This is a genomic window from Parendozoicomonas sp. 2304DJ65-17 (genome assembly GCF_058148445.1).
Window position 1 is genome coordinate 1 of record NZ_JBYVJV010000046.1, and the last position, 283, is coordinate 283.

Consider the following 283-nt stretch of genomic DNA (forward strand, 5'->3'; position numbering starts at 1 on the left):
TTATGGGCATGATTTTCCTGGCGGGTGCTCGTATAGGAAAATTTCTTGTTCTGGTTCTTCTTGGTGTGGCTGGTGGCGCATACCTGATTATTTTTGAGCCTTCCCAGATGGCACGCCTTAGTAGCTTTCAGGATCCTTGGGCTGACCAGTTTGGTGCAGGTTATCAGCTTACTCAGTCTTTGATTGGCTTTGGTCGTGGAAGCTGGGCCGGGGAAGGTTTAGTTAATGGTATTCAGAAACTGTTCTTTCTCCCTGAAGCCCATACAGACTTTATCTTCTCTGT

1 protein-coding gene is annotated in these 283 nt (G+C 47.0%); it reads left to right on the plus strand.

Annotated elements, in window-relative coordinates:
• Positions 1–283: FtsW/RodA/SpoVE family cell cycle protein (locus ACY2RR_RS24485; protein WP_490110819.1), on the plus strand; the 283-nt coding region annotated here is incomplete at both ends.